19 protein-coding genes are annotated in these 24,023 nt (G+C 64.2%); 3 read left to right on the top strand and 16 right to left on the bottom strand.

The window, feature by feature from the left end:
* Positions 1–40 precede the first annotated feature (40 nt).
* The 6 genes from N181_RS12265 to N181_RS12290 form a co-directional block, all read right to left on the bottom strand.
* The gene (locus tag N181_RS12265; protein ID WP_037397080.1) at positions 41–1,468 is read right to left on the bottom strand and encodes a gamma-aminobutyraldehyde dehydrogenase; all 1,428 of its coding nucleotides are present in this window, start codon (positions 1,466–1,468) and stop codon (positions 41–43) included.
* A 25-nt stretch (positions 1,469–1,493) separates the two neighbouring features.
* Complete coding sequence (locus N181_RS12270) at positions 1,494–2,309, bottom strand: ABC transporter permease (RefSeq protein WP_037397078.1); 816 nt, start codon at positions 2,307–2,309, stop codon at positions 1,494–1,496.
* Positions 2,299–3,249 carry an ABC transporter permease gene (locus tag N181_RS12275; RefSeq protein ID WP_014329012.1) on the bottom strand — a complete coding sequence of 317 codons (951 nt, stop codon included), beginning with the start codon at positions 3,247–3,249 and terminating at the stop codon, positions 2,299–2,301. The genes N181_RS12270 and N181_RS12275 overlap by 11 nt, the downstream gene beginning before the upstream one ends.
* Positions 3,246–4,244, bottom strand: coding sequence for an ABC transporter ATP-binding protein (locus N181_RS12280; protein ID WP_037397075.1), 999 nt, complete (start codon positions 4,242–4,244; stop codon positions 3,246–3,248). Before N181_RS12280 ends, N181_RS12275 begins: the two co-directional genes overlap by 4 nt.
* 204 nt (positions 4,245–4,448) lie before the next feature.
* Positions 4,449–5,609 carry an ABC transporter substrate-binding protein gene (locus N181_RS12285; protein ID WP_037397072.1) on the bottom strand — a complete coding sequence of 387 codons (1,161 nt, stop codon included), beginning with the start codon at positions 5,607–5,609 and terminating at the stop codon, positions 4,449–4,451.
* Between the two features lie 144 nt (positions 5,610–5,753).
* A complete protein-coding gene (locus N181_RS12290) occupies positions 5,754–6,662 on the bottom strand; it encodes a LysR family transcriptional regulator (RefSeq protein WP_037397070.1) in 909 nt (302 codons plus the stop codon).
* Between the two features lie 123 nt (positions 6,663–6,785).
* Between N181_RS12290 and N181_RS12295 the strand changes: the two genes are divergently transcribed.
* Together N181_RS12295 and N181_RS12300 are read left to right on the top strand one after the other, a co-directional pair.
* Entirely contained in the window at positions 6,786–7,709 is a 924-nt protein-coding gene (locus N181_RS12295) for an alpha/beta hydrolase (RefSeq protein WP_037397068.1), read from the top strand.
* 3 nt (positions 7,710–7,712) lie between these two features.
* Positions 7,713–8,141 (top strand): ACT domain-containing protein, encoded by a 429-nt coding sequence (locus N181_RS12300; protein ID WP_037397066.1) that lies wholly within the window; start codon positions 7,713–7,715, stop codon positions 8,139–8,141.
* Positions 8,142–8,217: 76 nt separating this feature from the next.
* Here the strand turns inward: N181_RS12300 and N181_RS12305 are convergent, their stop codons facing one another.
* The 10 genes from N181_RS12305 to bcoG form a co-directional block, all read right to left on the bottom strand.
* Positions 8,218–10,215, bottom strand: a complete 1,998-nt coding sequence (locus N181_RS12305) for a CocE/NonD family hydrolase (RefSeq protein WP_037397063.1) — start codon at positions 10,213–10,215, stop codon at positions 8,218–8,220.
* Positions 10,216–10,297: 82 nt separating this feature from the next.
* A complete protein-coding gene (locus tag N181_RS12310) occupies positions 10,298–11,929 on the bottom strand; it encodes an ABC transporter ATP-binding protein (protein WP_037397060.1) in 1,632 nt (543 codons plus the stop codon).
* A complete protein-coding gene (locus N181_RS12315; protein WP_014329004.1) occupies positions 11,922–12,749 on the bottom strand; it encodes an ABC transporter permease in 828 nt (275 codons plus the stop codon). Before N181_RS12315 ends, N181_RS12310 begins: the two co-directional genes overlap by 8 nt.
* Positions 12,746–13,858 (bottom strand): ABC transporter permease, encoded by a 1,113-nt coding sequence (locus N181_RS12320; protein WP_037397057.1) that lies wholly within the window; start codon positions 13,856–13,858, stop codon positions 12,746–12,748. Before N181_RS12320 ends, N181_RS12315 begins: the two co-directional genes overlap by 4 nt.
* A 2-nt stretch (positions 13,859–13,860) precedes the next feature.
* Positions 13,861–15,450 (bottom strand): ABC transporter substrate-binding protein, encoded by a 1,590-nt coding sequence (locus N181_RS12325; protein ID WP_014329002.1) that lies wholly within the window; start codon positions 15,448–15,450, stop codon positions 13,861–13,863.
* A gap of 255 nt (positions 15,451–15,705) precedes the next feature.
* Complete coding sequence (locus tag N181_RS12330) at positions 15,706–16,488, bottom strand: carnitinyl-CoA dehydratase (RefSeq protein WP_014329001.1); 783 nt, start codon at positions 16,486–16,488, stop codon at positions 15,706–15,708.
* 5 nt (positions 16,489–16,493) lie between these two features.
* Entirely contained in the window at positions 16,494–18,557 is a 2,064-nt protein-coding gene (locus N181_RS12335; RefSeq protein ID WP_037397054.1) for an acetate--CoA ligase family protein, read from the bottom strand.
* A gap of 272 nt (positions 18,558–18,829) precedes the next feature.
* Positions 18,830–19,990, bottom strand: coding sequence for an acyl-CoA dehydrogenase family protein (locus N181_RS12340; protein ID WP_037397051.1), 1,161 nt, complete (start codon positions 19,988–19,990; stop codon positions 18,830–18,832).
* Between the two features lie 227 nt (positions 19,991–20,217).
* Positions 20,218–21,708, bottom strand: coding sequence for a carnitine 3-dehydrogenase (locus tag N181_RS12345; protein ID WP_037397048.1), 1,491 nt, complete (start codon positions 21,706–21,708; stop codon positions 20,218–20,220).
* 234 nt (positions 21,709–21,942) lie between these two features.
* Positions 21,943–22,845 carry a 3-dehydrocarnitine:acetyl-CoA trimethylamine transferase BcoG gene (gene bcoG / locus N181_RS12350; protein ID WP_037397047.1) on the bottom strand — a complete coding sequence of 301 codons (903 nt, stop codon included), beginning with the start codon at positions 22,843–22,845 and terminating at the stop codon, positions 21,943–21,945.
* Between the two features lie 109 nt (positions 22,846–22,954).
* Between bcoG and N181_RS12355 the strand changes: the two genes are divergently transcribed.
* Entirely contained in the window at positions 22,955–23,926 is a 972-nt protein-coding gene (locus N181_RS12355) for a GlxA family transcriptional regulator (RefSeq protein WP_037397044.1), read from the top strand.
* The last annotated feature ends 97 nt before the right edge of the window (positions 23,927–24,023 follow it).

Below are 24,023 nucleotides of genomic sequence, written 5' to 3' on the forward strand. Positions count from 1 at the left end.
CATCATGCTCTGGCTCAAATGATTAAATTGTCACTACAGCCTAGCCGTGATTGATCATGATGTGGCGAACGGTGGTGTAATCCTCGAGCGCGTAGACGGACATGTCCTTGCCGTAGCCGGACTGCTTGACGCCGCCGTGCGGCATTTCATTGGTCAGCATGAAATGGGTGTTGATCCAGGTGCAGCCATATTGCAGCCGTGAGGCGGCCTTCATCGCCCTGCTGATATCCTTCGTCCAGACGGAGGAGGCGAGGCCATAGTCGCTGTCATTCGCCCAGGCGACGACGTCGTCCTTGCCGGTGAAGCGCGTCACGGAAACGACCGGCCCGAAGACTTCGCGCCGGACGATCTCGTCCTCCTGCGTCGCGCCGGCAACGACGGTCGGCTGGAAGAAGAAACCCTCCGCGCTGCCTGTGCGTCCGCCGGTGGTGATCTCGATATGCTTCTGGTCCGCCGCCCGCTCGACGAAGCTCGCGACGCGATCGCGCTGGCGCTTGGAGATCAGCGGCCCGATCTCATTCTCGGTGTCGTCCGCAAGGTTGTAGCGGATCGTGGAAACGGCGTTTGTGAGGTCGGCGACGAGCTTCTCGTAGATGCCGGCTTCGGCATAGATGCGGCAGGCGGCGGTGCAGTCCTGGCCGGCATTGTAATAGCCGAAGGTGCGGATGCCGTTGACGACTGCCTCGAGATCGGCGTCGTCATAGACGATGACCGGCGCCTTGCCGCCGAGTTCGAGATGGGTCCGCTTGACCGTCTTCGCCGCGGCGGTGAGCACCTTCTTGCCGGTGGCGATGTCGCCGGTGATCGACACCATCGAGACCTTGGGATGGTTGATCAACGCATTGCCGACCGTTTCGCCACGGCCGGTGATGACGTTGACGACTCCCTCGGGGAGAATGTCGGCCAAGAGCCGCGCCAGCTTCAGGGCGGTCAGCGGCGTCTGCTCCGAGGGCTTGAAGACCACGGTGTTGCCGCCGGCGATCGCCGGTGCCAGCTTCCAGGCCATCATCATCAAGGGATAGTTCCAGGGCGCGATGGAGCCGACGATGCCGATCGGGTCGCGGCGAATCATCGAGGTGTGGCCCGGCAGGTATTCGCCGGCCGTCGGCCCATGCAGGTTGCGCACCGCGCCGGCAAAGAAACGCCAGCAATCGATGATCGCCGGCAGCTCGTCGTTCTTCACCGCATTGATCGGCTTGCCGCAGTTCAGGGCTTCGAGCGCGGCAAAGTCGTCGGCGTGTTTCTCGATCGCATCGGCGATTTTCAGGAGATGGCTCGAACGCTCGGCCGGCGTCGTCTCAGACCAGGTGACGAAGGCGCGCTCTGCCGCGTCGACGGCGGTGTCGATCTGCGCATGGGAGGCTTCGGCGAGGTCGATGATCCTGGCGCCCGTCCGCGGGTTCAGGATGTGCTCTTCGGCCTCGGTTCCGGCCTCGAAGCGCGATCCGATCAGGAGTTGGGTGTCCATGTCTGTTCTCCCTTGATGTTCGATGTCATTTGCCGGCGCCGGCGATCTGGTCGCCGTCGCGGGTGAGGTAGTAGGCGCCGAGGATCGGCAGGAAGGTGACGATGACGACGATCATCGCGACGACGTTGGTCACCGGCCGCTGGCGCGGGCGGATCAATTCCTCCAGCATCCAGATCGGCAGGGTCGACTGCTGCCCGGCGGTGAAGGTCGTGACGATCACCTCGTCGAAGGAAAGCGCGAAGGCCAGCATGCCGCCGGCAAGCAGCGCCGTGCCGATGTTCGGCAGGATGACGTAGCGGAAGGTCTGGAAGCCGTCGGCGCCAAGGTCCATCGAGGCTTCGATGAGCGAACCGGAGATCCGCCGGAAGCGGGCGACGGCGTTGTTGTAGACGACGACAATGCAGAAGGTCGCGTGGCCGAGCACGATCGTCCAGAATGAGAACGGGATGTCCGCCATCGAGAAAGCCGAGCGCAGCGCGATGCCGGTGATGATGCCGGGGAGTGCGATCGGCAGGATGACCAGCAGCGACACCGTCTCGCGGCCGAAGAAGCGCGTCTGGCTGACCGCGGCGGCGCAAAGCGTGCCGAGGACGAGCGCTGCACCGGTGGCGATCGCGGCGACCTTGACGGAGAGGGTGAGGGCGGCCCAGACATCCGGCCGGTCCCAGGCCACCGCGAACCATTGGGTGGTCAGCCCCGGCGGCGGGAATTGATAGGTCTTTTCCTCCGTCGTGAAGGCGTAGAGGAAGATCAGCAGGATCGGCACGTGCATGAAGGCAAGGCCGGCGGCTGCGGCGACCTTCAGGCCAAGGGGCGCGCGGTTCGATTTCTCAGAGCGCATCGAAGGCCCCCATGCGTTTGGCCATCCAGAGATAGGCACCCATGATGACGATCGGCACGACGGTGAAGGCTGCGGCGAGAGGAATGTTGCCGGCCGTGCCCTGCTGGGCATAGACGGCCTGGCCGATGAACAGCCGCGACGAGCCGATAATCTGCGGGATGATGTAGTCGCCGAGCGTCAGCGAGAAGGTGAAGATCGAACCGGCGACGACACCGGGCAGCGCCAGCGGGAAAAGCACATGGCGGAAGGTCTGTGCCGGCGTGCCGCCGAGGTCGGACGAGGCTTCGATGAGGTTTGCCGGCACGCGCTCCAGCGCCGCCTGGATCGGCAGGATCATGAAGGGCATCCAGACATAGACGAAGACGATGAAGGTGCCCGTGTAGCTGACCGAGAGCGAATTGCCGCCGACGATCGGCAGCGCCAGCCAGGCATCGAGCAACCAGAGGAGGTTCAGCTTCTCGAAGATCCAGGTGAGGATGCCTTCCTTGGCAAGGATCAGCTTCCAGGCATAAACCTTGACGAGGTAGCTCGACCAGAGCGGCAACATGACGGCGAGATAGAAGAGCGCCTTCCATTTGCCGCGCGCATAGCGGGCTGCGTAATAGGCGATCGGGAAAGCGATGAAGGCCGAGAAGAGTGTCACAAGCGCCGCCATCGAGACGGTGCGAAGGATGATATCGAGATTGGCTTCGCTGAGAAGCTGACGGTAGGTCGCCAGCGTGAACTCGTAATTGATGAGGCCGGAAAACTCGTCGATCGAGAAGAAGCTCTGAAGGAGCAGCGCGAAAAGCGAGCCGAGATAGACGACGCCGAGCCACAACAGGGGCGGACCGAGCAGCACCGTCAGCAGCACATGCGGGTGCCGCCAGAAAAAGTCCGAGAGACGGCCGGCCGGGCTGCGGCGCTCAGGAAGGACGAAGGTTTCGGCGACAATCGTCATGCGTCCTCCATCGGGTGAAGGTCGCGGGCGGCAAAGCTGATCGTCACCGGGCTGCCGATCGCAGGGACGCTGTGTGCAGCGGGACTGGCGACGGCAATGCGGTTGCCGTCGACATCGACCACGATGCGGTTGGTCGCGCCGAGGAAGCTGCGGCCGGCGACGGTGCCGGAGAGGCTGAGCGCGCCGTCCGCCGCCGGCGCGATCGCCACCGCCTCCGGCCTCAGGCTGGCGAAGGAGGCTTGCAGCCCGAGCCTCTGGCAGAGCTTGGCCGTGAGCACGTTCGACGAACCGACGAAGTCGGCGACGAAACGGGTCTTCGGCTGGTTGTAGACGTCCTCCGGGCGGCCGAGCTGCTGGATGCGGCCTTCGTTGAAGACGGCAACGCGGTCGGCCATCGACAATGCCTCGCCCTGGTCGTGGGTGACGAAGACGAAGGTGATGCCGAGCGATTTCTGCAGGCTCTTCAGTTCCTCCTGCATCTGTTCGCGCAGCTTCAGGTCAAGCGCGCCGAGCGGCTCGTCGAGAAGCAGCACCTTGGGCTTGTTGACGAGGGCGCGGGCCAGCGCGACGCGCTGGCGCTGGCCGCCGGACAACTGACCGGGCCGGCGTGTTCCGTAGCCGGGGAGCTTGACCATGGCGAGCGCATCTTCCGCCGCTTTTCGCCTTTCCTCGCGGCCGATCCCCTTGACCATCAGGCCGTAGGCGACGTTGTCGAGAATGGAGAGATGCGGAAACAGGGCATAGTCCTGGAACACGGTGTTGACGCTGCGGCGATAGGGCGGCACGCCTTCTGCCGTCTCGCCAAATATCTCGATGTGCCCGGCGGTCGGCTGCTCGAAGCCAGCCATCAACCTCAGGCAGGTCGTCTTGCCCGAGCCGGAGGGCCCGAGCATCGCGAAGAACTCGCCCTCGGCGATCGAAAGGTTGACGCGATCGACGGCGCGCACCGCACCGAAATGGCGGGAAATGTTGTCGAAGAGGACGGCGGTGGTCATTAGGGCACTCCAGAGGTTTTTGCCCCTCATCCGCCCTGCCAGGCACCTTCTCCCCGCAGGCGGGGCGAAGGGGACTCGTGGCAAACGCGGCATACGGAGACGAACTCCCTCCCCCTTCTGGGAGAGGGTTGGGGAGGGGACTTGAGAAAACCCCTTCCGGCCCTGCGGGCCGCCCTCCTCACAAGGAGGAGGGAAAGCGGCGGCTTACCGTCCGCCGATCACGCCGATATAGTCGGAGACCCAGCGATGATAGGGCACGCATTCGCCCTGGCTTGCGCACTTGGCAACCGGCGTCTTCCAGAACTTGACCTTGTCGAAGTCGTTGTAGCCATTGGCCTGGCAGCCTTCATCGGTCAGAAGCTCGTTGCCCTTGCAGGCGGCGCCAACCGAGGGGTTCGCCCCGAACCAGGCGGATACATCGCCCTGGACCTTCGGCGAGAGCGAATGCTCCATCCACATATAGGCGCAGTTCGGATGTTCGCTGTCGGCATGCAGCATGGTCGTGTCCGCCCAGCCCGTCACTCCTTCTTCAGGGAATACCGACTCGATCGGCTGCTTTTCTGCCAGCATAAGATTGACCTGGAACGGCCAGGTGCCGGAGGCGACGACGCCTTCATTCTTGAAGTCGTCGATCTGGATCATCGCGTCGTGCCAGTAGCGGCCGACGAGGGTGCGCTGGACGCGCAGCAGATCGAGGGCGGCCTTGTACTGCTCTTCATTGAGCTCGTAAGGGTCCTTGATGCCGAGCTCGGGCTTGTGGGCCATCAGATAGTTGGCGGCATCGGCGACATGGATGGGGCCGTCATAGGCCTGGATGCGGCCCTTGTTGGATTTGCCGTCCGGGAGCGTCATCTCCTCGAAGACGACGTTCCAGCTTTTCGGCGGCTGCCCCTTGAAGGCTTCCGTGTTGTACATCAGCACGTTCGGGCCCCAGACATAGGGCGTACCGTAATGAACGTCGTTGACCGTATGCCAGGGTGCGTTCTGCATGCGCTCGTCGATCGTCGTCCAGCTCGGAATGAGGGCGGTGTTGATCGGCTGGACGCGCTTGCCGGCGACAAGGCGAAGCGAGGCGTCGCCCGAGGCGGTGACGAGGTCGAAGCCGCCTTCGTTCATCAACGCGACCATTTCGTCGGAGGTGGCGGCGGTCTTGACGCTGACCTTGCAGCCCGACTTCTTCTCGAATTCGGTGACCCAGTCGTAGCTCTTGTCGGTTTCGCCGCGCTCGATGTAGCCGGGCCAGGCGACGATCGACAGTTGGCCTTCACCCTGGCCGAGCTCCTTCAGCGGCTCCTGCGCAAGCGCCGGGGCAACGAGGCCGAGCGTAAGGGTAAGCGCTGTGCAGGATTTCAAGATCTGCTTCATCGAAGTCTCCCCAGTTTGCGCCGCATTTCGCGGACTTTTTCCCTGAGATGAAGCGTGCCTCTATTTCTCCGCATTCGCAAATTCATTAATCAGAATGTCAGTATCGGATTTTCCGATATCGGATGATGATGGGCAGGGCCGGAGCTAGCGAGGGCGCGCGCTGCGCAGGGCTTCGGCGATGCCGACAAAATCGCGCGCCGACTGCGGCAGGCTCGAGCCTTTGCGCCAGACCATGCCGACCTGAACGACGGGCAGCGCGCCGGAAACGTCGCGGCTCTCGATCCGGTCGCCTTCCAGCGACCAGGGCCGGTAGACGAGGTCAGGCAAGAGGGCGATGCCGGCGCCGGTCGCGACCAGGCTTCTGACCGCCTCGACCGAGCGGGTGCGAAAGGCGACATGCGGGCGGGCGCCGAGCGCAGAGAGCAGCTTGCCGGTGTTTTCCTCGATCTCGTCGACCGTCAGCATGATCAGAGGTTCCTTGGCGATATCCTCGACCGAGATGATGTCGGCGCTGACAAGCGGATGGCCGATCGGCAGCCAGAGCCGGTAGGGCGAGGTTTCGAGGATTTCCGCCTGCAGCGCCATGCGGTCGCGCAGGTTGGAGATCACCATGACGGCGACATCGAGTTCGCCGCCGATCAGCAGGTGCTCGAGATAGGAGCCGTTGTCCTCGATGGCGCTGACCTCGACACCCGGGCAGGCGCGGCGATAACGGGCGAGCAGGTCCGAGAGCACGTAGCCGGCGACGAGCGAGGTGACGCCGAGATTGAGCTTGCCACCACGCTCCTCGCGGCTGTCAGAAAAACTGCGCCGCGCATCCGAAACATCGGCGAGGATCTTCGTCGCGTGGCGGAGGAACTGGTGACCGTTATGGGTGATCGACAGACCGCGCGGATGGCGGTCGAAAAGCTCGACACCGAGATCGGACTCCAGTTCCTTGATCGCTTCGGTGATCGAGGACTGCGAGATCGACAGGTTCTGCGCCGCGCGGGTCACCGAGCCCTGCTCGGCGACGGCGACGAAATATTGCAACTGCCGGAGTGTGAATGCCATGGAGTGAATAAACACCGGGCCGCAAGAGGATGGCAAGTCAGGCGGCACACCACGCCATGGTTTGGCGCATTTCGTCGTGCGTGACGAAGGGACGGTGCTAAGGTGCGCTCGGGGGAGCACAAGATGGATTCAGGACGATCAAGACCGATGCCGATGGAGCCCGGCATTCTCGCCTTTCATGAGCGTTGTGAGGCGTTTTATCCGGCCGACGCGGTAAACGCTTCCGTCGCGCAGCAGCGGCGATGGTACGATGCCCTCTGCGCCGAGTTCGACGCCCCGTCGCCGGCGGGGCTGACGCGGCGCGACGAGGTCGTGGCCGGACGCATTCCTATCCGCCACTACAGACCGGCGGAGGTCGCGACCGACACCCGGATTTTCTACATTCATGGTGGCGGCTTCGTCGTCGGGTCGCTGGAAAGCCATGACGCTATCTGTGCCGAACTCGCTCACGGCGCGCGCGCCGGGCTGGTCTCGGTCGATTATCGGCTGGCGCCGGAGCATGTCTGGCCAGCGGCCTTCGAGGATTGCTATGCGGTGCTCGAAAACCTGCTTGCCGACGACCGCCCCCTCGTCGTCGTGGGCGACAGTGCCGGCGGCAATCTCGTCGCTGGCATCGTCCTCAAGGCGAAAGCCGAGGGGCATTCCGGCATTGGCGGCCAGGCGTTGATCTATCCCGGCCTCGGCGGCGATCTTGTCAGCGGTTCCTATGTCGAGATGGCGGAGGCTCCGGGTCTTTCGACGACGGACGTTGCCTATTATCGCGAGGTGCAGAAGGCACCGGCCGACAGCCCTCTTGCGCATCCGTTGAGGGCGGATGATCTGGCCGGGCTGCCGCCGGCCTACATCACCGCCGCGCATTTCGACCCATTGCGCGACGACGCGCGAACCTATGCCGCGCGCCTGGCACTGGCGGGCGTGGACGTCACTTACCGGGAGGAGCCCCAGATGATCCATGCCTGGCTCCGGGCGCGGCACATGAGTCCAGGAGCACGCGAAGGCTTCGACCACCTCGTCCATGGCGTGGCGCGGCTGGTCGGGACAGCTTGACGCATGGGCGGAGAGACCGATCTGCGGCGCCTGCTTGGTGAGATGAAGCCGATCCTGGGCGAAGGCGAGTATGTCTACTGCGCCGTTGACGGTGGCGTCGCACCTTGGCTTGCCCTCGATCCCATCGGCACCTTCCGCGAGGCGGAAGGGCTGACGCTTATCCTCGAACGGTCAAGCGCGGATGCGGCGGGGCTTTCCTACGGCCCGGTTCTGCGGCTGATCACGCTCAGCGTTCATTCCGCGCTGGAGGCGGTGGGGTTGACGGCGTCCGTATCTGCAGCGCTCACCCGTGCGAATATTAGCGCCAACGTGGTGGCGGCCTATTACCACGACCACATCTTCGTGCCGGCGGCGGATGCGGAGCGGGCGCTGGCGGTGCTGCGGGCTTTGAGCCGCGGGGACAATGGAGGGGTAAACTGCCCCTTACCCTGACCCTCCCCGTTCTGACGGGAAGAGGGGACTTGCGGCAGCGGGATGAAGGGCCGAGGCATCCGTGTGTGTGGACGACTTACATGAAGTCTCGCCGGATCCGCTTCTCGAAAGTCTTCTCGAAGATCTTCTCCTCACCCTCGAAGGCCTCGACCTTGGCAGACGTAATCCACTCGGTTTCGCTGCAGCCAAGCCGGGAGGTCGAGACGGTCCTCAGGGACTGCTCGTCGCGCTTGGCGATGCAGGTCCAGGTCGAGACGCCGGTCATCGAGTGCGGATCGCCGGGCGCGATCGACCAAACCTCGTCGCGGATGTCCTGCGTCGCGTTGCCCGTGTCGGGATGTTCGACGAGGCCGGTATCCTCATAGATGCGGTAGTGTGTCACGCCCTTTGTCATGTCGCGTTCGACCGTGCGGCGCGTTTTCGCCGGCGAATGCTCGAGATAGGTGGGCAGCGGATTGGGGTCGGCCGGCTGCGGCACGACGATCTCGCGGTGGTCGCCGAGGAGCGGCAGTGACAGTGACAGGCTTCCGGTGTCGATCGTCAGGCCCGGATCGGTCGGCGGCGGCAGGATCATCGGCCAATAGGAGGTCGAGAGCGACAGGCGGATGCGATGACCGGCGCGGAAGCGGTAGCCGCAGGCGTCGAGCACCAGCGTGATACGCGTCTTGTGGTTCTTCTGCATCGGCTGCGGCTTCGTATTGCCGTTGCGATGGGCGAGGTTGAGCACGCCGAAGGCAACGCGGGTTGCCGTGCCATCTGGATGAATGTCGACGAGACGCGCGACAAGGTTGGCCGTGTCGGCGCCGCAGGAGACGTCCAAGGTCAGGACCGGCTGTCCGAGATAGTCCTCCGCCTCGAGCAGGGGTCGGCTGTCGAAGGTGAGGGAACCTGCGTCGTCGCTGCGCTGGTCGCCGGCCATCTCGGCATCCGGCTTCAGGGTGAAATATTCGCCGGCGGCGGTGCCGGAATCGAGCGGCGAGCGGATGTAGATGTCGCCCATCCCTCGTTTGGCCGTGGAGCCGGTCACCAGGCGGCCATCGCTCGAGATTGCGAAGGTGCGCGTCTCCGGTGCGCTCCAGACGTCCTTGGCAATCCAGCGGCCCGGATCTTCGTTGCGCCTCAGGGCCGGCTTCGGACCGTCGAGAATATAGGCGCGCATCTGCGGCAGCCTTTCCGCACCGTTCTTTTCGTCGCGGAGCCAGCGGTTCCACCAGCGGATCGCCTCGCTGTGAAAGTCCGCGCGCGGCTTCGGCCAGGCGAAATGCGGGTACTTGTGAACCCAGGGTCCGATCAGCGCCTTAGCTTTTTCGCCGAGTCCTTCGATCGCCTTGATCGGCGTGTTGCGGTAGCCGTCGGCCCAGCCGGCGATGACAAGCGCGGGGATCGGGAAGCCGTCGAAATCCTCCGAGATCGAGCCGTGACGCCAGAAATCGTCGCGACGTTGATGCTCGAGCCATTCCTCGAGGAAGAAGGGCTCGTTCTCCAGCCGCTCCAGCCACAGCTCTTTCCAGCCTTCGCCGACGAGTTCGGGATCGGGCGAGCGAGACTGGTAGGCAAGCATGGTCGCCGCCCAGGAAAGCTGCGCCGAAAGATGGCAACCGTTCTTGTAGTGGATGTCGTCATTGTAGCGGTCGACCGTCGAGGCGATCGAGATCACCGCTTTAAGGGCCGGCGGCTTCAGGGCAGCCACCTGCAGGCAATTGAAGCCGCCCCAGGAGATGCCCATCATGCCGACCTTGCCGTTCGACCAGGGCTGCGCGGCGATCCATTCGACGATCTCGCAGCCATCGGAAAGCTCGCGCGGTGTATATTCGCCGTCGATCACCCCTTCGGATTCGCCGGAGCCGCGGATATCGACGCGCACGCCGGCAATGCCGGCCGCCGCGAAGACGGGATAGGTCGATTCATCACGGGCGCAGGTTCCGTCGCGCTTGCGATAAGGCAGATACTCGAGCACCGCCGGCACCGGATTTTGCTCCGTGCCCTCCGGCATCCAGATGCGTGCGGCGAGGCGGGTTCCGTCACTGAGTGTGATCCATTCGTTCTCGATGATGGTGAAGTTGCGATCGGACACGAATGTTTCTCCTGATTTCTTGCGGTCGAGCGATCAACAGCGGATTGGAGGGCGTGCGGGGCGAGGCGCCCCGCTCTCCGGGTCAATTCCCCGCACTCTCCATGCGCCTGGTCTTCAGCACCCGTTCGAGCCAGCCGATTTCCATTTCCGGCACCGACTTCAGGAGCAGGTCGGTGTAGTCGTCGAAAGGCGGCGAGAGCACTTTCGACTTCGGACCGAACCGCACCAGCCGCCCGCGATGCATCACCGCGACGCTGTCGGCGATTGCCCGCACGATCGCGATGTCATGGGTGATAAACACATAGGAAACAGCGGTTTCCTCCTGGAGCTTCATGAGCAGATTCAGGATGCCCTCCGCCACCAGCGGATCGAGTGCCGAGGTCGGCTCGTCGCAGAGGATGAGTTCCGGCTTGGCGGCGAGCGCCCGGGCGATCGCGACGCGCTGCTTCTGACCGCCCGACAGTTCGGCCGGATAGCGGTCGAGGAAGCGCGTTCCCATCTCGATCTGGTCGAGCAATTCCTTGACGCGTTCGGTTTTCTTGGCGCCGTGCATGGAGAAGTAGAAGGAGAGCGGCCGGCCGATGATGTCGCGCACGGTCTGGCGCGGATTCATGGCCGTATCCGCCATCTGGTAGATCATCTGGATGCGGCGCAGTTCGTCGTTCGTGCGGCCCTTCAACGCCTTCGGGAGTTCCTTGCCGTCAAAGGTGATGCGGCCCTCCGTCGGCGGCAACAGCCCGGTGATGACGCGAGCGAGGGTGGACTTGCCGGAGCCGGATTCGCCGACGATGGCCAGCGTCTGGCCCTTCGACAGGTGCATCGACACGTCGTGCAGCACCTTGAAGCCATTGCCGTAAGCGGCATGGACATGCTCGATCTTGAGCAGGGTGCCGGACTGGTCCGGGGCTTCGTTGCGCTTCGCCTGACGGACGCTGACAAGCGCCCTTGTATAGTCTTCCTTAGGTGCTTCGATCACCTGCTTGGTCGTGCCGTATTCGACGGTTTTACCGTGGCGGAGCACCATGATGTCGTCGGAGATCTGGGCGACCACGGCGAGATCGTGGGTGATGTAGAGCGCCGCCGTATGCGTCTCCTCGATGGCGTGCTTGATCGCCGCCAGCACGTCGATCTGCGTCGTGACATCAAGCGCCGTGGTCGGCTCGTCGAAGACGATCAGTTCCGGGTTGGGGCAGAGGGCCATGGCGGTCATGGCGCGCTGCAGTTGGCCGCCCGAAACCTGGTGCGGGTAGCGCCCGCCGAAGGTCTCCGGGTTGGGAAGGCCGAGCACCCGGAAAAGATAGAGGGCGCGTTTTTTCGCCTCCTCTCTCGACATGATGCCGTGGCGGAGCGACGCCTCGATTACCTGGTCGCCGAGCTTGTGGGCCGGATTGAAGGCCGCCGCCGCCGATTGCGCCACATAGCAGACGTGACATCCGCGTACCGAATTGATGCCGCCGCGGTCGAGCTTCAAAATGTCCTTGCCGTTGAGCAGCACTTCGCCGCCGGTGATCCGCACGCCGCCGCGGCCATAGGCGAGTGCCGAGAGGCCGATCGTCGACTTGCCGGCACCGGACTCGCCGATGAGGCCCAGCACCTTGCCTTTCGCGAGGTCGAAGGAGACGCCTTCGACGAGCGTCACCACTTTCGGCGGCTCGCCGGGCGGATAGCTCGTCGCCTCGATCTTCAGGTTCTTGACGGAGAGAAGCTCAGGCATCGCCGCGCCCTCCTTTCAGGCTCGAGGTACGCTTCATCAGCCAATCGACGACGAGGTTGACGCAGATGGCGAGGGTGGCGATCGCCGCGCCCGGGACCAGTGCGGCGGAGATGCCGAAGATGATGCCGTCCTTGTTGTCCTTGACCATGCCGCCCCAGTCGGCGGCCGGCGGCTGGATGCCGAGGCCGAGGAAGGAGAGGGTGGAGAGGAACAGGATCGAGAAGGCGAAGCGGAGGCCGAATTCGGCAAGCAGCGGCGACAGCGTGTTCGGCAGGATCTCCCGGAAGATGATCCAGAGCGAGCCTTCGCCGCGAAGCCTCGCGGCCTCGACGAATTCCATCACCGCGATATCGAGGGCGACGGCGCGGCCGATGCGGAAGACACGGGTGGAATCGAGCACCGCCATCACCAGGATCAGGATCCAGAGATGCTGCGGCAGGACGGCGAGCACGACGAGGGCGAAGATCAGAGTCGGCACCGCCATCATCAGGTCGTTGAAGCGCGAGAGGAGCTGGTCGACGAAGCCGCCGGTGACGGCCGCCGCGAAGCTCAGGATCATGCCGAGCGCGAAGGAGATCACGGTCGCCACCAGCGCCACGAAAATGGTGGTGCGGGCGCCGTAGATCATGCGCGACAGCAGGTCGCGCCCGAGATTGTCGGTGCCGAGCAGGAAATCGCCGCCGGCCGGCATCCAGATCTCGCCGACGACATCGCGTTCGCCGAAAGGCGCGATGAAGGGCGCGAAGATCGCGCAAAGCAGGCAAAGCGCAATGCCAATGATGCCGATCCAGGCGCTGATGGGGATAGATCTGAGATTCATCGCGGGTGCCTCAGTCTCGGGTTGGCGAGAATGGCGAGAATGTCGGCCGCCATGTTGAGGAAGATGTAGAACGCCGCGAAGATCAGCCCGCAGGCCTGCACGACGGGCATGTCGCGCACCGTCACCGCATCCACCATGTACTGCCCCATGCCGGGATAGACGAACACCACCTCGACGACGACCACGCCGACGACCAGATAGGCGAGGTTCAGCGCGATGACGTTGATGACCGGCGCCACGGCATTGGGGGCCGCATGACGGGCGATGATGCGGAAGGTTCCGAGACCCTTGAGTTCGGCGGTTTCGACATAGGCGGACGACATGACGTTGAGGATCGCCGCTCGCGTCATGCGCATCATGTGGGCGAGGACGACGAGCACGAGGGTGGCGACCGGAAGCGCGATCGCCGAGAGCCGCTCGGTGAGGGTCATGCTGTCATAGACCGTCGCCGGGAAGGTGGCGACGCCCAATTGGACGGCAAAGAACAAGATCAGAAGATAGCCGATGAAGAACTCCGGCAGAGAGATCGCCGCCAGCGAAATCACGTTGATGATCTTGTCCGGTAGTCGGTTGCGGAATTGCACCGCCAGCATGCCGAGCCCGACGGCGAGCGGCACCGAGATGAGCGCAGCGAAAAAGGCAAGGAAGAGGGAGTTGCCAAGCCTTTTACCGATCTGTTCGCTGACCGAATTCTTGCTCGCCCAGGAGGTGCCGAAATCGCCCTTCACGGCCCCGCCGAGCCAAGTGAGGTAACGCTCGCTCCACGGCCGGTCGAGGCCGAGATCCTTGCGGATATTCTCGACCGCCTGTGGCGTTGCCGACTGGCCGAGATAGGTGGTGGCGAAATCGCCGGGCAGCGCCTCGATACCACCGAAGATCATCAGCGACACGGCGAAGAGCAGGCCGACGCTGAGGCCGAGGCGCTGAAGGATCAGCGCCACGAGAGGGCGGCGAAAGACGAAACGCCGCCAGAACGCACCGCCGATCGCGCCCGAGGCGGCGGCGGGGTTGGGCTTTGCTGGCACTCCGGAAAGATCGGCGGAGCGCGGGAGTGTTTCACCCGCGACCCCATCGGTCGGGACCGGACCAGTGATCGGTCCGCTCTCCATGGTCAAGCGTCCAGCCACACCCGGGTTGCGACATAGCCGTTCGACATGTCGTTGCCGATATCGTGGACGTAGCCCTTCACCTGCTTGGTGGATGCGTTCACGAAGTCATTGAACATCGGCAGGATCACGCCGCCTTCGTCGCGCACCATCATCGCCAAGGTGCGGTACATGTCCGTGCGCTTGGCCTCGTCCAGTTCGGCACGCGCTTTGAGCAGGAGCTTGTCGAAGTCCTCACGCTGGAAGCGGGTGTCATTCCAGTCGGCGTTCGAGAGATAGGCGGTCGAGTACATCTGGTCCTGGGTCGGGCGCCCGCCCCAGTAGGAGGTCGAGAACGGCTGAACGTTCCAGACGTTGGTGTAGTAGCCGTCGCCCGGCTCGCGCTTGACCTCGATCTCGATGCCGGCCTTCTTGGCACTCTCCTGGTACAGAACGGCGGCATCCACGGCACCCGGGAAGGCGACGTCGGAGGTGCGCAGCAGCACCGGCCCGCTATGGCCCGACTTCTTGTAATGGAAGGCGGCCTTGTCCGGGTCATAGACGCGCTGCTCGATGCCTTCCGGGAAGAGGGCATAGGTGTCGTTGATCGGGAAGTCGTTGCCGATCTTGCCGTAACCGCCGAGGATTCGCTGGACCATGGTCTCGCGGTCTATCGCCAGCTTCAGCGCCATGCGAAGGTCGTTGTTGTCGAACGGCGCCGTGTTGCAATGCATGATGAAGACGTAGTGGCCGCGGCCGGACGTGGTGAGGATTTCGACGGTCGGGGCGCGCTTCAAGAGGCTGACGGTCTTCGGATCGATACGGTTGATGAAGTGGACCTGGCCGGAAGAAAGCGCCGCGATGCGCGCCGTCGCATCGTTCATGGCGATCAGTTCGACCGAATCCACATAGCCTCGATCCGTACGCCAGTCGTCCTGGTTCCTTTCGAAAGTGGCGCGCACGCCCGGTTCGAAGCTCGCGACCTTGTAGGGCCCGGTGCCGATCATGGCGTCGGGGTTGTCCATGCCGCCGTTCGGTTGGATAACGAGGTGATAGTCCGAAAGCAGCAGCGGCAGGTCGGCATTGCCTTCGCTCAGCGTCAGCACGAGCTTGCCGCCGTCGGCCTTGATTTCCTTGATGGATTTCAAGACGCCGAGCGCGCCCGACTCCGACTTGTCGTCCGTGTGACGCTGTAGCGTCTTGACGACGTCGTCGACCGTCAGTTCCTTGCCGTCGTGGAACTTGACGCCCTTGCGGATCGCGAAGGTCCAGGTCATCGAGTCGGCGGAGGGCTCCCAGGACTCGGCAAGCGCCGGCACGGCCGCGCCGGTCGTCGGGTGGCTTTCGACGAGCAGGTCGCCCCAGGTCCTGATGACGACGAACAGGAATTGTGAAAGCGCCTTTGCCGGGTCTTTCGAATCGGTTGCGGCCGCGCCCTCGAGGCCGAGTTTAAGATGACCGCCGCGCTTCGGCTCCTGCGCCGCGGCGCTCACCGCAAACAGCGTGCTTGCGGTCGATGCGGCAATGCCGAAGGCCGCAGCGCGCCCGAGAAACTCGCGGCGGTTGATTTTGCCCAGCATGACCTGTCGTGTCAGATAATCCTTGTAATCGCTCATTCCCCTGTTCCCTTTCGTTAGTCGGCATTCGCCGTTCATTGTGATTGGTAGAGACTGCGTATCGCCATCTTCGGATGGCCCAAGGCACTGTACCGCGTGGGTTCTTTCCTCTGTCCTCCCTCCTGTCCGGGGGCGCTCCAGGCTTCAACCATAAGGCTATCCGCTCGGTTGAAGCTTGTAACGTCCTAAATAATCACTTCTTTCCATAAGCAGCCCTTATGGACTGCGTTCCTGCGGGCTTCTCGCAGCCGGCTTTTACCTTCCCTTCCAGACCGGATCGCGCTTCTCCGAAAAGGCGCGTGCTCCTTCCAGTTGATCCTCGCTCGAATACAGCACGTCGACCGTCTTGAACTGGCGACGGGTGATCTTGTTCATCGTCGTCTGGAAATCGCGGCCCTCGGCCTCGCGGACGACCTCCTTGATGGCCGCATAGACGAGCGGCGGCCCGCTCTCGAGCAGGCGCGCAAGCTCCCAGGCGCGTTCCATCAGCCGTCCTGCCGGCAGGATCTCGTTGACGAAACCCCATCGATGCGCCTCCGCGGCTTCGAGCCAGCGCCCGGTCAGAAGCATGTCCATGGCGATGTGGTAGGGGATGCGCTTCGGCAGCTTGATCGAGGCGGCGTCGGCGACCGTGCCCGAACGGATCTCCGGCAGGGCGAAGGCCGCGTGTTCTGCCGCGAGGATGAGGTCTGTCGAAAGCGCGATCTCCAGACCGCCGCCACAGCAGATGCCGTTGACGGCGGCGATGATCGGTTTGTTGAGGTCGCGCAGTTCCTGCATGCCGCCGAAACCGCCGACGCCATAGTCGCCGTCGACAGGATCGCCCTCGGCCGCCGCCTTCAGGTCCCAACCGGGACAAAAGAATTTTTCCCCGGCGCCGGTGATGATCGCGACCCGGAGCGCCGGATCGTCACGGAAGTCGCGGAAGATTTCGCCCATGACCCGGCTGGTCTTGAGGTCGATGGCATTCGCCTTCGGCCGGTCGATCGTGACTTCGAGAATGCCGCCTTGGCGGCGGGTGAGGATCGGTCCGGTCATAGGCGTCATTTCCTCCGGCGGATCAGGGCATCGGCGGCAACGGCTCCATGGCCATCCGGCAACACCATTATAGGATTGATATCGAGTTCTTCAATTTTGGGAGCGTTTGCAACGACATAGGATGCCGCGGCTGCGACAGTCTTTATCAGCGCTGCGACATCGCCTTTCGGGGCGCCGCGGTAGCCATCGAGCAGTTTGCGGACCTTCAGGCCGTCAATTGCCGCTTCAATCATCGCTTCGGTGGCGGGTAGCGTCAGGATTGCGGAATCGTCTAGCAATTCCACGAGGATGCCGCCGGCGCCGATGGTTAGCACCGGGCCGGCGACGGGATCGCGCATCGCCCCGACGATCAATTCGGCGACCGGCTTGGCGATCATTCTCTCGACGAGATAGCCCGAGGCGACCGATGCCATTGCCTCCGCGGCTGCGAGCACTTCTTCGCGGTTCGTGAGATTGAGCCTGACGGCTCCGGCTTCGGTCTTGTGCGCGACGCCCAGGCCCTTGAGCACGACGGGGAAGCCGAGGATTTCGGCAGCATCTGCCGCTTCTTTCGGCGTTCCGGCGGTCTCGCCCTTCGGGACCGCCACACCGGCCGCGAAGAGCTCGGCCTTCGCTTCAGCCTCCGTCAATGTGATGGCATCGCCGCCGGCCGCTGCCGCCTTGATGAGGGGCGGCGGGGCCGGGTGCGCCCAGGCGGCGCCGATAGCGGCAGCCGTTTCGGCGGCGGCGAGTGCTTCGTCGATGCCGAAGAAGGGCACGACGCCTGCTGCCATCAAGGAGAGTGCGGTTTCTTCCGGCATGTTCTCGCCGAGGCTTGCGACGATGCCGGCGACGGCACCCGTTGCCTTCGCCGAGTCAATGACCGCATCGCAGGTCGTCACCCAATCTTCGGCATGGCAACGGTCGAGGCGCGGGAAGTCGAGTACGATCAGGTTCAGCGCGTAACCGCCCCGCATCATGGCGGTGAAGGCGGCGGTCTGCCTTTCGCGATTGCCCCAGACGAAGGTGTGGTAGTCGAGCGGATTGGCGATCGTCACCATGTCGCCGAGGCTTTCTCGCAGCGGCTGGCGCTGCTCGTCCTTGAGCGCTCGGAAGTTGACCTCGCGCCGGACGCCGGCATCCGCCATCAGCGAGGCTTCGCCGCCGGAACAGCTCATCGAGGAAATGTCGGCGCTCGCAAGCGGACCGTGGAGATGCAGGAGCTTCAGGGTCTCGAGGAGTTCCGGCAGCGTGTCGACGCGGCCGATGCCGAGGCGGGCGAGCAGCGCCGAGGAGACGCGGTCGTTGCCGGCAAGCGAAGCCGTGTGGGAAACCGTCGCAAGCCGCGCAGCCTCCGACTTGCCGACCTTGAGCGTCACGACCGGCTTGCGCAACTCGCGGGCGCGGGCTGCGAGCCGCTCCAGCGCCGCGACGCTGTCGAAGCCTTCGATATGCAGCCCGACGGCGGTGACGCGCGGATCCTCGATCACGGCGCAGGCAATGTCGGAAAGCCCGGTCTGCGCCTGGTTGCCGGCGGTCATCACGTAGGCGAGGGGCAGCCCGCGTTTCTGCATGGAGATGTTGCAGGCGATGTTGGAGGATTGGGTGAGGATCGCCACGCCGCTCTCGACGCGCAGCATGCCGTGCTGGTCCGGCCAGAGAAGCGCCCCGTCCAGCATGTTGATGAAGCCGTAGCAGTTGGGTCCGACGATCGGCATGTCACCGGCGGCGGTGACCAGCGCCTCCTGCAGGTCGTTGCCGTCGGCGAGTTCGCTCGCCGCCTCGCGGAAGCCGGAGGCGTAGCAGACGGCGCCGCCGGCGCCACGCGCCGCAAGGTCGCGGATGATCTCGATCGTCAGCGCCCGGTTGACGCCGACGAAGGAGGCATCCGGGGCTTCCGGCAGGTCGGCGACGGAGCGATAGCAGCGGCGGCCGAGGATTTCCTCCTCGCGCGGATGAACGGGCCAGATTTTACCGGCAAAGCCCATCCTGTCGCATTGCTCGATGACGCGGCGCGCCTCCTTTCCGCCGAAGACGGCGATGGAGCGAGGGCGGATGAGGCGGTCGAGGGAGCGGGGAGGGGTGGTCATGCTGTGCCCCCGTCGAATGCGCCGAAGGGGCGAGATACGTAGCACACCCCCCTCTGCCCTGCCGGGCATCTCCCCCACAAGGGGGGAGATTGGTGGGGGCGCTGTCGTTGCCAGTCGGCGACCGTCGCGGAATGCTGGAATATTCTTCGGCGCGCGGACGAGACGGTTCTCTGAAAAGGAAATTGGGTGTCTGCGTCTTGCTGATCTCCCCCCCTGTGGGGGAGATGCCCGGCAGGGCAGAGGGGGGTAACTTGCGGAATCTCGGCCATCCCTCAAGCCCCCAGCGGCCGAAGCAGATCGCGGCTGATGATATGCCGCTGGATCTCCGAGGTGCCGTCCCAGATGCGCTCGACGCGGGCGTCGCGCCAGAAGCGGGCGAGCGGCAGGTCGTCCATCAAACCCATGCCGCCATAAATCTGGATCGCCTCGTCGGTGACACGGGCGAGCATTTCGGTGGCGAAGACCTTGGCCGAGGCGATCTCGCGGTTCGAGGGCAGGCCTTGGTCGAGCCGCCAGGCGGCCGACAAAGTCAGAAGGTCGGCGGCGTCGATCTCGGTGATCATGTCGGCGAGCTTGAAGGAGACGCCCTGGTTGGCGCCGATCGGCTTGCCGAACTGCTTGCGCTCGGCCGCATAGGAGAGCGCGTAATCGAAGGCGCGGCGAGCCCGTCCGACCGAGGTGGCGGCAACCGTCAGGCGTGTCGCATAGAGCCAGTCATTGGCGATGTCGAAGCCCTTGTGCACTTCGCCGAGGATCTGCGCGGAGGGCAGGCGGCAATCATCGAAGGTCAGGATGCAATTCTTGTAGCCGCGATGCGAAACGGAATTGTAGCCGTCGCGGATTTCGAAGCCGGGCGTGCCGCGGTCGACGAGGAAGCAGGAGATCTTCTTCTTCGGGCCGCGCGGCGTCTGCTCCTCGCCGGTGGCAATGAAGACGATGACGAAGTCGGCGATATCGGCATGGCTGATGAAGTGCTTGGTGCCGTTGACGATCCAGTCGTCGCCGTCCTGCCTGGCAAAGCATTTCATGCCGCGCACATCGGAGCCGGCGTCCGGCTCGGTCATGGCGAGCGCGTCGAACTTGTCGCCGCGGACGGCGGGCAGCAGATAGCGCTCGCGCTGTTCGTCGTTGCAGGCCATCAGGATGCCGGAAGGGCGGCCAAAGAAGACGGTCAGGCCCATCGAGCCGCGGCCGAGTTCGCGCTCGACCAGCGTGAAGGTCAGGTGATCGAGCCCGGCGCCGCCCACCTCTTCCGGGAAATTGCAGGCGAAGAAGCCGAGTTCCTTGCACTTGCGGGCGATGTCCTGGCCGAGCTCGCGTGGCACCACGCCGGTGCGCTCGACCTCGTTTTCGTGCGGATAGATCTCGGTCTCGACGAAGCTGCGGACCGTGTCGACGATCATCTGCTGTTCTTCGGTCAGTGCGAAATTCATTGTTCTCCCTCGTATTTCTTGTTTGCTTGTCTTGAGCCGATCTCCCCGTCGGTCCGTGCATGCAACTTGCCCCTCACCCTAAGCCTCTCCCCGCGCGCGGGGAGAGGGGACTTTGATCGCTGCCGCTCTCGTCCGCGAAGGAAGCGAGCGGTTGCAGCATGTCCCTTCTCCCCGCCTGCGGGGAGAAGGTGGCGGCAGCCGGATGAGGGGGCCGCCACCTTGTCGTCTCAGTGTTTCTGCCCGACGTGTCGCCCGGCGCCCTCCGGCGCGGCGAGTTTCGTATGCCCTTCCGCAATCGGCTGCAGCTTCGCCAGCACCTCGGCCGGCGCCGGTACCGACCTGCCGGCCTTGGCGTCGACATGCAGCATCATCTGCTCGGCCGTAGCGATCACCTCGCCCGAGGCGGTGTCGTGGATCCGCGTGAAGAAGTGAATGCGCTTCTCGTCGGAGGCGAGAATTTGCAACGTCGTATAGAGTGCCTGGCCGAGCTTGGCCTCGCCGAGATGGCGGATATGCGTCTCGACGGTGTAGTAGCTGTGGCCGGCCTCGACATAGGCGAAATCGACGCCGATCAGCCGGAGCAGCGCATCCGACGTGTCGCCGAAGAGCTGCAGGTAGCGGTGCTCGGTCATGTGGCCGTTGTAATCGACCCAGGCGGCATTGACCTTGGTCTCGACGAGGCGCAGCGGACCGGAAGCGTCATAGCTCTCCGACTGATTGCCGCCCTTCGCCCAGAGGCGCTTTTCGAAGTCGGCGAGCAGCTTGCCGGCGCCCCAGCCTTCGCCGCCATTGCCGGCTTTCAGCGCCTGCATGATGCCGACGAGGTTCTCGTCGCGGATGCGTTCGAGCTCACGGATCGACCGGCCGGCGGCCTGGGCGTCCGATTGAGCGCCGATTTTCTCGACAAGCGCATCGTCGAGATCGACGACGTCGGTGAACTTGGTCCAGGGCCATTTGAGGCAGGGGCCGAACTGGGCAAGGAAATGGCGCATGCCGGCTTCGCCGCCGGCGATGCGATAGGTTTCGAAGAGACCCATCTGCGCCCAGCGCATGCCGAAGGAATAGCGCATGACATCGTCGAGCGTTTCGGTATCGCAGATATCGTCCTGGATCAGCCAGAGCGCCTCGCGCCAGAGCGCCTCGAGCAGCCGGTCGCCGACGAAGGCCTCGATTTCCTTGGCGATGACGACGCCCTTCATGCCGATTTCGGCGACGGCTGCCTCAGCCCGCTTGATCGTCTCCGGCGAGGTCTTCCTGCCGCCGACGAGTTCGACCAGCGGCAGCAGATAGACCGGGTTGTAGGGGTGGGCGACGAACATGCGTTCGGGATGCTTCATCTCGGCCTGCAGGTCGGACGGCAGCAGGCCGGAGGTCGACGAGCCGATCAGCGCATCCGGCTTGGCAGCCGCAGCGATCTCGGTGATGACGCCGCGCTTCAGCGGCAACCGTTCCGGGACGCTTTCCTGAATCCAGTCAACGTCCTGGACGGCTTCCTGGATGCTCTTGCAGAAGGTCAGTTTGCCGCGCGGCGGCAGCGGCGCCATGGTCAGCATGCCATAGGCCCGCTCCGCATTGGCCATGACCTCGCCGATGATGCGCTCGGCTTCCGGGTGCGGGTCGAAAATGTTGACGTCGATGCCGGCGAGCACGAAACGCGCCGCCCAGGCCCCGCCGATGACGCCGCCGCCGACGCAGGCAGCCTTGGTGATGATGGTCATTTCCTCTCCGTCCCGTTCTTCCGTGGGAACCCTCCCGGCCCTTCGGGCCACCCTCCCCACAAGGGGGAGGGATGGGTGGCTCCGGATCCTCTCTGTCCCTCTCGAACTGCCCACCTGCCTCTCCGGTTTTCCCCGAACCGGACATCTTAGCCGAAGCTGACGCCTCTTTCGGGGACGGACGTTGCCGCAGGTTAAGCCCTCCCCCTTGTGGGGAGGGTTGGGGAGGGGTCTTTGTTACCGCTTCGTCAGCTTCAATTTTTCGCGGACCTCCGCCGGCCCGATGATCTTGGCGCCCATGCCCTCGATCACCGAAACGGCCTTCTCGACGAGCTGGCCGTTGGTCGCGAGCTGACCCTTGCCGACATAAAGGTTGTCCTCCAGGCCGACCCGGACATTGCCGCCTGCGAGGATCGCCGCGGCCGGATAGGCGAGCGCGTTGCGGCCGATCGAGAAGGCCGAGAAGGTCCAGTTCGAAGGAACGTTGTTGACCATCGCCATGAAGGTGTTGAGGTCGTCCGGCGCGCCCCATGGAATGCCCATGCAGAGCTGGATCAGCACCGGATCCTCGATCAGGCCTTCCTCGACGAGCTGCTTGGCGAACCAGAGATGGCCGGTGTCGAAAGCCTCGATCTCGGGGCGCACGCCGAGCGCCGTCATCTGGCGGGCCATCTCGCGCAGCATCGACGGCGTGTTGGTCATGACGTAGTCGCCGAGCGAGAAGTTCATGGTGCCGCAGTCGAGCGTGCAGATCTCCGGCCGGCATTCGGCGACATGGGCGACGCGCTCGGTAGCGCCGGCCATGTCCGTGCCTTTCTCGTTGAGCGGGAGGGGGCTTTCGACATTGCCGAAGATGAGATCGCCGCCCATGCCGGCGGTGAGGTTCAGGACCACGTCGATATCGGCGGAGCGGATCCGGTCGGTCACTTCCTTGTAGAGGTCGAGGCGGCGGGCCGGCGCGCCCGTTTCCGGATCGCGGACATGGCAGTGGACGATCGCAGCACCAGCCTTGGTGGCTTCGACTGCCGCTTCGGCGATCTGCTTCGGCGTGATCGGAACGTGGCTCGATTTCGAAACGGTGTCTCCCGAACCGGTGACTGCGCAGGTGATGAAAACCTCGCGGTTCATGCTGAGCGGCATAGCTGTCTCCCTTTTCGTTGCACCCATTACGAGCCAGAAAGGGCGACGTTGCTTTCCATTAGCGGAACAATCTTATACATTATCGGCGGGAAGGGGAGGAAGTTTCGCAATGGACGGCGGCGTTTCGCAAGCGCAGCATATCGATCTGCTGATCCTGCCGGAGAGCAATCTCATTCTGGTCGCCTCGGTCGTCGAGCCGCTGCGCGCCGCCAACCGCATCGCCGGGCGGACGCTTTACACCTGGGCGATGTTCAGCCCGGACGGCGCGGCGATCGAGACGAAAAGCGGCATCCCGATCCCGGTGACCGGTCCCTTCCGCCCGCAGCGCGAGACGGCGCCGCTCTTCGTGCTGTCGAGCTACAACTGGCAGCGCAGCGCCACCCCGCAGCTCAAGATGCTGCTGTCGCAGACGGCGCGGTATCGGGAGCTGATGGCGGGGATTGAATCCGGTTCCTGGTTGCTTGCCGAAACGAGTTTGCTCGACAATTTCTCCGCCACGACCCACTGGGAAGACTTCGAGGATTTCGCCAGCACCTATCCGCAGGTGACGATGGTGCGCGAGCGTTTCGTCATCGACGGCAAGCGCATCACCACCGGCGGCTCGCTGCCGACGCTCGACCTGATGCTGGAACTCATCCGCCGCGCGCACGGCTATTCGCTGGCGCTCGAGGTTTCGCGCCTCTTCATCTACGAGCAGGAACGTACCCGCGGCGACCTGCTGCAGATGCCGGCGATCGGCAATATGCGCATTCTCGACGCGCGGGTCGGTGCGGCGGTCAAGCTGATGGAGGACACCGTCGAGCAGCCACTCACCCTTCAGCGGCTGGCGCGTCGGGTCGGCGTCAGCGCCCGCCACCTGCAGGACCTTTTCCGGGAAACGATGGGGGTCGCCCCGCACGAGCATTATCTGGCGTTGCGCCTCAATGCGGCGCGGCGCAAGGTAATCGAGACGCGGATGGAGTTCGCGGACATTGCGGCGATTTCCGGCTTCAACTCATCATCGTCGTTCTCTCGCAGCTATCGCGCTCACTACCGCGAAAGCCCCAGCGAGACGCGCCGGCGGCTGAAGCTCAAGAGTTGATTCAACGACTTCAGAGGGTGATCGAGCGGCGGTGTTTTCATGAATCGAATCAGCGGACTGTCGCCGGTTCGTTGGAAATTGAATCAGCCATGCGGAG

Source organism: Sinorhizobium fredii USDA 205, from assembly GCF_001461695.1.
Classification (GTDB): Bacteria; Pseudomonadota; Alphaproteobacteria; order Rhizobiales; family Rhizobiaceae; genus Sinorhizobium; species Sinorhizobium fredii.

What these genes read in the sequence shown, in the direction of transcription:
- N181_RS12265 (WP_037397080.1), bottom strand. Translation starts at nt 1,468, where the DNA reads ATGGACACCCAACTCCTGATCGGATCGCGCTTCGAGGCCGGAACCGAG.
- N181_RS12270 (WP_037397078.1), bottom strand. Translation starts at nt 2,309, where the DNA reads ATGCGCTCTGAGAAATCGAACCGCGCGCCCCTTGGCCTGAAGGTCGCC.
- N181_RS12275 (WP_014329012.1), bottom strand. Translation starts at nt 3,249, where the DNA reads ATGACGATTGTCGCCGAAACCTTCGTCCTTCCTGAGCGCCGCAGCCCG.
- N181_RS12280 (WP_037397075.1), bottom strand. Translation starts at nt 4,244, where the DNA reads ATGACCACCGCCGTCCTCTTCGACAACATTTCCCGCCATTTCGGTGCG.
- N181_RS12285 (WP_037397072.1), bottom strand. Translation starts at nt 5,609, where the DNA reads ATGAAGCAGATCTTGAAATCCTGCACAGCGCTTACCCTTACGCTCGGC.
- N181_RS12290 (WP_037397070.1), bottom strand. Translation starts at nt 6,662, where the DNA reads ATGGCATTCACACTCCGGCAGTTGCAATATTTCGTCGCCGTCGCCGAG.
- N181_RS12295 (WP_037397068.1), top strand. Translation starts at nt 6,786, where the DNA reads ATGGATTCAGGACGATCAAGACCGATGCCGATGGAGCCCGGCATTCTC.
- N181_RS12300 (WP_037397066.1), top strand. Translation starts at nt 7,713, where the DNA reads ATGGGCGGAGAGACCGATCTGCGGCGCCTGCTTGGTGAGATGAAGCCG.
- N181_RS12310 (WP_037397060.1), bottom strand. Translation starts at nt 11,929, where the DNA reads ATGCCTGAGCTTCTCTCCGTCAAGAACCTGAAGATCGAGGCGACGAGC.
- N181_RS12315 (WP_014329004.1), bottom strand. Translation starts at nt 12,749, where the DNA reads ATGAATCTCAGATCTATCCCCATCAGCGCCTGGATCGGCATCATTGGC.
- N181_RS12320 (WP_037397057.1), bottom strand. Translation starts at nt 13,858, where the DNA reads ATGGAGAGCGGACCGATCACTGGTCCGGTCCCGACCGATGGGGTCGCG.
- N181_RS12325 (WP_014329002.1), bottom strand. Translation starts at nt 15,450, where the DNA reads ATGAGCGATTACAAGGATTATCTGACACGACAGGTCATGCTGGGCAAA.
- N181_RS12330 (WP_014329001.1), bottom strand. Translation starts at nt 16,488, where the DNA reads ATGACCGGACCGATCCTCACCCGCCGCCAAGGCGGCATTCTCGAAGTC.
- N181_RS12335 (WP_037397054.1), bottom strand. Translation starts at nt 18,557, where the DNA reads ATGACCACCCCTCCCCGCTCCCTCGACCGCCTCATCCGCCCTCGCTCC.
- N181_RS12340 (WP_037397051.1), bottom strand. Translation starts at nt 19,990, where the DNA reads ATGAATTTCGCACTGACCGAAGAACAGCAGATGATCGTCGACACGGTC.
- N181_RS12345 (WP_037397048.1), bottom strand. Translation starts at nt 21,708, where the DNA reads ATGACCATCATCACCAAGGCTGCCTGCGTCGGCGGCGGCGTCATCGGC.
- bcoG (WP_037397047.1), bottom strand. Translation starts at nt 22,845, where the DNA reads ATGCCGCTCAGCATGAACCGCGAGGTTTTCATCACCTGCGCAGTCACC.
- N181_RS12355 (WP_037397044.1), top strand. Translation starts at nt 22,955, where the DNA reads ATGGACGGCGGCGTTTCGCAAGCGCAGCATATCGATCTGCTGATCCTG.